Source organism: Comamonas odontotermitis (assembly GCF_014207855.1).
GTDB classification, from domain to species: Bacteria; Pseudomonadota; Gammaproteobacteria; order Burkholderiales; family Burkholderiaceae_C; genus Comamonas; species Comamonas odontotermitis_A.
The window spans coordinates 1-6,135 of record NZ_JACHKZ010000054.1 but is presented as its reverse complement, the minus strand read 5'-3'; the positions used below and the strand labels follow the sequence as shown (position 1 = coordinate 6,135).

The window sequence follows — 6,135 nt, the reverse complement described above, 5'->3', positions numbered from 1 at the left end:
CTGACTGGTAGACCATTTGAAGGCCACGCCTCCCTTCTCTACCGAGGCCGATCCCGCTGCGACGAGCTGATCACTCCAACTGAGGATAAGTCGGTTGCTCACATTAACGGCATCGAGCAGCTGCGCGGTGGTTTTTCCACTCCATCCTGCTGTAACGGTGCCATCTTTATTCACCGTCTCGGCCTTTACATAGCCCTTCCATGCATTCAGGGGCTCATAAACACCAGTATAGGTACCTACATCATAACGGGAGGCATTAGAGCCGCTTGCTGCAGTCGATGTTGTCTCTCCTTCATTACTGGTGTTGATTTGCCCAATAATCTCACGGAAAGCTTTTTCCAGATCCTGCCCGGTCATTACGGAGTAAAAACGACCACGCCCATTCAAAGCAGCATGCCAAAGATCCAAGGCTCGGACATTTTCTCCTGTACTCATGTCCGGCCATTTTTTTGTACCAGTGACCAGATCAAGAAAACTCCCGTCATAGCCAAAAGGTACTTTTTGTGTAGGCGCAACGATATTACTAGCGCCAGGCCAGGTGGTAGCGTCATTACTGATGCCAATGGTGTATGTCACCATATGCGGCCAGGTGGCCGGATCATAACGGGGATTCCAGTACCGATCCAAGGTCGCATTTTTGTTATTGGTATCTACGCCGAAAGTTTCAGTTGTAGGAGCTTTTCTATAGTCGGCATTCGGTTGAGGCGAACCAGTCAACCCACTTGTTTGCAACGGGTTGGACCAACTGTAAAAAGCCCAATCGGCAAGGGTATTACTATAAGTATCGGCATACAGTTGGTTGTTGGGCCTGCTTGCAGTCGTAGTGCTTCCGTACACCGTGCCATCAGGCAGTGTGATTGCCTTTTTATTATCGTCCTGAGAGCCACCTGAAACTGTGCCATTCCATCGGCCATCGGTAAACATGATGTGGTAATTACGGCGGCACCCAAGATATTGGGTGCTGGCAGCGTCGGTTCCGCCCGGATTGGTTGACCACGGACTGCTTGCACTCAAGCTGCGCCTCATGTATGCATCCGCCTGGCTGAACAAAAGATGCGAAGGTGTGCCGTTGACAGGTTTTAAAGAATCTACAAAATTGAGAAAATTCTTTCGTTGGGTGCCCACCGTAGTGAGGTCCCCTTGCAAGGGACGCATGGAATTCGTCTTCATGGTGGCACTGTCGACGCTTTTCGCATCTGGCGAGTTTCCGTTATTCCACATAGCCTGCCATGCCAGGCGGATTTTTTTATCGGGAAGCAGCGAAGTATCAGTAAAAACCTGCTTGAGCGCGTACTTCAATACATTGATGCGCTTAGCTCTGGTATCCCATACCCCATTGGAGTCTGGCGCGGTAATAGTGGCCGAACCTACGGATGTATTGGTAATCTGCCAATCCATACTGCCGGAATCATCAATCGAGATGATGACATTGGGGGCAACATAGGGCTCCTTGGTACCAGGAGGACCACTGGCCAAATCAAGCGCCCAAGCTGCATGCGGTGCCACAACTGCACCAACAGCCAATGCGAATAGGTTTTTCCGAAAATGACGGGGGATTGCGATATTCATGATTCCCATCTCTCTATCAGTATTAATATCAAGATATATTTTTAACGCGCATGCTCTCAATCTTTGAGCTTTTGCCGCGCATAGGTCTGCTGCAATACCACCATGGAATTGGGTTTGCGGCCATAGGCAAGCGCCGTCGTGCGATAAACCACATTGGGTAGCATGTTGAGCGCCAAGTAATTGTTAGCAGCACCAACGGATGTGGTTCCATCAGAATTCGTCGTCTGAGTCATGATCAGGCCTGAGGTCTTGCTACTTTCGTCATAAGGCAGAACTTCAACCCAATACCACCCACCCCGATCTGCCGCACTGCGGTCTGCCAAAATCGGATTGGCAGGTTCATCACCAGCCCCCTTCAGTTTTGCCCCGGTGAACATGCCATAACGTGCGCCAATGGTGGTGGCCGGGCTGCCTTGGGTTCCTGTCATCTGTGCCAATGTGATGCCTTTGCTTGCATCGGTATTGCTCCAGAAATTCTGCTTTCCACTGCGTTTGGTGCACAGGCCATTGCGGCATTTCATTGGCAGCTCATCCAAGTTCGCCAGCAGCGATCCCACATCCTTTCCCTCCAGAGGAATCTGGTCTAGCGTATTACTACGGCACGTATTGCCATCATTGCTATTTGTTATGCATTTGGTGCCGTCAGCATTCTGACCTCGGATGTCAAGTTCCGCATCCTGTAATAGCGCCTGGGCAGCCTCGAATGCACGCTGATAATCAGCATCGTTACCCACGACCATCTCGCCAAACAGTGCAGAACGTGAAGCCCAAAGTGCCAGAAGCATTGACAGCATCACAAAGACAATGACAACAAACAACGCAACACCGCGTTGATTGGAGTGCATCGTGCGATGCATGCGTCTGTATATAAAAGATTGTTTTTGCATTTTTATGCCCATTTCCTGCTTACAGCACGCTACCAACTAGCCCTTGGCTGCGTATTTGGTAAACATTCCGAAATGTCATATGAATTCGACCCGCGCGAGCAGTGCCCAGCGCATTACCATTCATGTCAGTCGAGGTTGCCCTCGACATATCCACCTTGGTGGCGCCATCACAGTCGGTGTAGTTGCTTTCCGGCAAACTCATGCGTTCATTGCCAAACAATACCAAGCACACCTCCACTCCAGTGACTCTGCCCCAATTTGCTCCTACACCAGTCGCGTCGACATACCTGATTTTGGGCGACCCGGTTGAGGCACTGTCTTGCAGCAAATATCGAATGCGAAAATTGGCAACGTTGTTGACAATGACCTGCGAGGTTCCAGAAGTGCCGGTACAGCGCAGATCCGTGCCATCCAGTGCAAATCTGCTCTCAAGCCTCATATAGCTATTGTTATCGGCAGTATCTTTATCCTCCGGACCACCCAGGCAATCTCGCGACAATGACTGGGTTGCTGGATCGGAAGATTTTTCGGGATAAACAGTCTCTTTATAGCGTCGATAACCCAGATTCAGTGCATTGTCCGAGCCACTAACCGTATCCACCTTCGGTGTAAAACTTCGATCTGCGTCCGAAGATATCGCTTTAGTCTCGAATGCTACGGGCACCGCATACAAATCAATAGCAGTATTTGTATTACTTTTCGGATTGAGATTAAGATAAAGAGAACCAGCCTGTCGTAATTGCAGCCCAATGGTTCGGAATGCAAAGGCGGCCTGTTGCTGTATCGTATTGGCATCGCTGACAGTACCAGATATACCTCTTGATACCATCAAGGCCCCACCAGCCACTGCAATAACCAGCAACCCTATTGCAATACCAACCATCAGCTCTATCAAGCTGACACCACGCTGCCCCAAGCCCTTTTGAGATCTTTGATTAATATGAGCTTTATGGCGATCAATAATCGCTTCTATTTTTGACATATTAGATACCTGGGCAGAAATAGCGCTTAGAAGAGCCAACGATGTAAGGCGCGCAGCGCGCACTCACAGGGATATATTGCAAGTGACAGGTATAGCCATCCGGACATGCATTGGTGGTTTTATCCGTGCCCGCACCTGCGCTCAAGGAACCATCGGCGGCACGCACCTGGGTCGCATCATTTTGTTTTTTATCGTCAGCCGAAAGTCCTGCCCGCTCATTTTCACGCCATGCAACCATCACCCCCAATTGACGCCGGACGCCCGCGGCAGAGTCCTTTTCTGCTGGCGCAATAAAAATACTGGCCTGGCCAAGTGGCAGTGAATCCTTTACCACCTGCTTCCAAAGCGCCAGATCGTAGGCGGCCTGTGCTGCTGCATCACAGCCACCAGAGCAAGCAACCGGCGAAGGAGCGTTCGCAAAATTCGAAACATAACTATTGAGATTACCCAGTGCATTGGGATTAATCTTCATGCGCTCACTCAAATCCTCGATCAGACGAATAGCCTGTTCACGGCGCACCGTGTTTTGGGTATCAGAGAGCGTGCGCAATTGCACGCCAATAATGCCGAGAATGCCAAGTGCAGCCACAAGAATGGCAATCAATGATTCCAGCAACGTGATGCCATGCTGGCGATGGTTACGCTTTAATCTGTACATTCCACCTCTCCTGACACTGTTTTGAACCGCCCCCCCGCTGACATACACAATGTGGTGGTAGCGGGCGAGCTGACTCCAGAGCCCGCTGGAGAGAGGACGAAGCTGCTCGTGCTGTTGCTGCCTGCCATTCCGTAGCGGTCAAACGACATGGACGAACTGGACGGCTTACGCGTTACATTCACCTTGGTAGGTGGCGGCATAACTCTCAACATGGCGCCACTTGCGTTAACACTCCAACCGCAACCCCATTCCTGATCGGCAGCAGCCTGCTGGCAACCATCGGTGCCATTGGCACTTTTTTGCAAAACAACGCCACCGCCCCGCTTAATAGCTTCAGACCGGGCGTAGTACAGCGTCGACTGCAGGCTTTCAACGGCCCCTCTCACACGCCAGCGCTCAATCAGCCCGATGAAGCTGGGCGCGGCCAAGGCCGCCAATACGGCCATGATGGCGACCGTCACCATCAGCTCGACCAACGTAAAGCCGGAATTCCTCTTCTGGTATTTGCCGTACATCACGTACTGCTCCCCATTGCAAAGCGCAGATTTCCAGCTTGGGCGGACACTTCCCGACTGGCGTTTGATGTAGCAGCCTGCAAACCCACAACGGCAGGAGCTCTACAGTCCTGGGTACCGTTGGATACACGCATCTTCAGGGGTGAGAGGCCTTGTCGCAGAGTACGCGGCCTCGTTGGCTGCAACATAGTTTTTCAAATTAATGTAATTGATACATTTATATTATCAATTAACTTCACCGTCTTTTGCACCTTTCGTCGGCAGATCTACCGCGTTAGTCGGGAGATGGTGTCTGGGCTGCTCTCATTTGGGCGGTGCTGTCCTGCCGTATTTCTCCTCCCTACACCAGTGAGACGCACCGCCCGTATGGCCTTGCACAAGAGCACCCAAGTCACCCATCCATCAACCCACATTAATAGTTTTTAACAATAAATCGACCCATACCCAGAAAGTGCGAGGCGCGTCGATCCAGAGACATCTTCCGAACTCGCTGCCGTGGTCTGGCGCGATCCGCGTTCAGCCCATGCGGCGAGGAGCCTGCAGAGGATGCCTGGCGGTAAAAATCTCAGAAGAGGCTGTATGGCTTGCGCCCACGATAAGACGCACTAATCCGTTGATGAAAAACGGATTCAGCCCAAAAATTGCGCAGAGGAAATGCGAAGAAGCGAGAAAGCTTGCAGCAGGCAAGGCTGACTGCAGGGAGCGTTCTTTGATTGAAAGCCAGATTTTCGAGACAAGGCAAACACTCGGGCGCATTGCCTTGGTTCAGCAATCGAACACTTTGCGACGAAGAGGGCCAGCGGATACCACTCTGAAAGTGAACTGGCGCACCATTTCCGCAGCGAGCGCAGTGCGGTGATTTTTGATGGTTGACGTTTTCCGGGCATGCGCTGGCAAAGCCCGACCTGCAATGGCGTTACGCCATGGATCAACTTCTTGCACTACCCAGGATCTGCCACAGCCTCTTGAATTACCAATGCAGGCTTATTGTGTTTTCTAAGCGATGTGAATGAGCAATCTGTTGAAACCCCATCCATTGCCAGACTTTTCAGACGTGTCGATAGCGGATATTTTAGGCAGCCAAGCGTTTTACTTGCCCCAGCAACTGGCATCGTAGCCTGTATCACCACTCACCTTGCCATTTGCCCCTTGCACACCGGTATTGCTCAAGGTGTAGGTACCGCATTTGTCCTTGGCCTGCGGACCCGGGTTCTTAGGAACGGCCTGCAACGCAAAGGCTGCATTGGAGTTGCCAGGTACGAAATCAATGGTGTAGCGCTTGGCAGGATCCGGCTTTTCCTCGCTATCCACCCACCGGAGTGCGTTGGGTAGCCTCGTCGGATAGACACCTCCAGCAGTAGCAGCACGCTCCATCCATTGCGCAGCCTGCAGCAACCCCGCCCTCGCATCCGCACGGTGTCCACGGCGAATGTATTCGTTATAGCTGGGCATCGCAATCGCAGTCAGAATGGATACCACCGCCACCACGATCATCACCTCGATCAACGTAAAACCGCGCTGCTG

General features: G+C 51.7%; 6 protein-coding genes and 1 pseudogene. 1 reads left to right on the top strand and 6 read right to left on the bottom strand.

Features of this window, described 5'->3' with window-relative positions; all coding sequences use genetic code 11:
- The 5 genes and pseudogenes from HNP33_RS20630 to HNP33_RS20610 form a co-directional block, all read right to left on the bottom strand.
- Positions 1-1,569: pseudogene (locus tag HNP33_RS20630) on the bottom strand (pilus assembly protein PilC); the annotation flags it as partial.
- A 56-nt stretch (positions 1,570-1,625) separates the two neighbouring features.
- Positions 1,626-2,456 (bottom strand): pilus assembly PilX family protein, encoded by an 831-nt coding sequence (locus HNP33_RS20625; protein WP_233464639.1) that lies wholly within the window; start codon positions 2,454-2,456, stop codon positions 1,626-1,628.
- A 19-nt stretch (positions 2,457-2,475) separates the two neighbouring features.
- Positions 2,476-3,438: a PilW family protein gene (locus tag HNP33_RS20620; protein ID WP_184711732.1), complete on the bottom strand. Its 963-nt coding sequence runs from the start codon at positions 3,436-3,438 to the stop codon at positions 2,476-2,478.
- Position 3,439: 1 nt separating this feature from the next.
- The gene (gene pilV / locus HNP33_RS20615; RefSeq protein WP_184711733.1) at positions 3,440-4,096 is read right to left on the bottom strand and encodes a type IV pilus modification protein PilV; all 657 of its coding nucleotides are present in this window, start codon (positions 4,094-4,096) and stop codon (positions 3,440-3,442) included.
- Positions 4,084-4,611: a GspH/FimT family pseudopilin gene (locus HNP33_RS20610; protein WP_184711734.1), complete on the bottom strand. Its 528-nt coding sequence runs from the start codon at positions 4,609-4,611 to the stop codon at positions 4,084-4,086. Before HNP33_RS20610 ends, pilV begins: the two co-directional genes overlap by 13 nt.
- A 616-nt stretch (positions 4,612-5,227) precedes the next feature.
- Here HNP33_RS20610 and HNP33_RS20605 point away from each other — a divergent pair.
- Entirely contained in the window at positions 5,228-5,470 is a 243-nt protein-coding gene (locus HNP33_RS20605; RefSeq protein ID WP_184711735.1) for a hypothetical protein, read from the top strand.
- A gap of 230 nt (positions 5,471-5,700) precedes the next feature.
- On the opposite strand, the gene HNP33_RS20600 is transcribed toward HNP33_RS20605, so the two are convergent.
- Positions 5,701-6,135, bottom strand: a 435-nt coding sequence (locus HNP33_RS20600) for a type IV pilin protein (RefSeq protein ID WP_233464638.1), incomplete at its 5' end; no start/stop codon positions are given.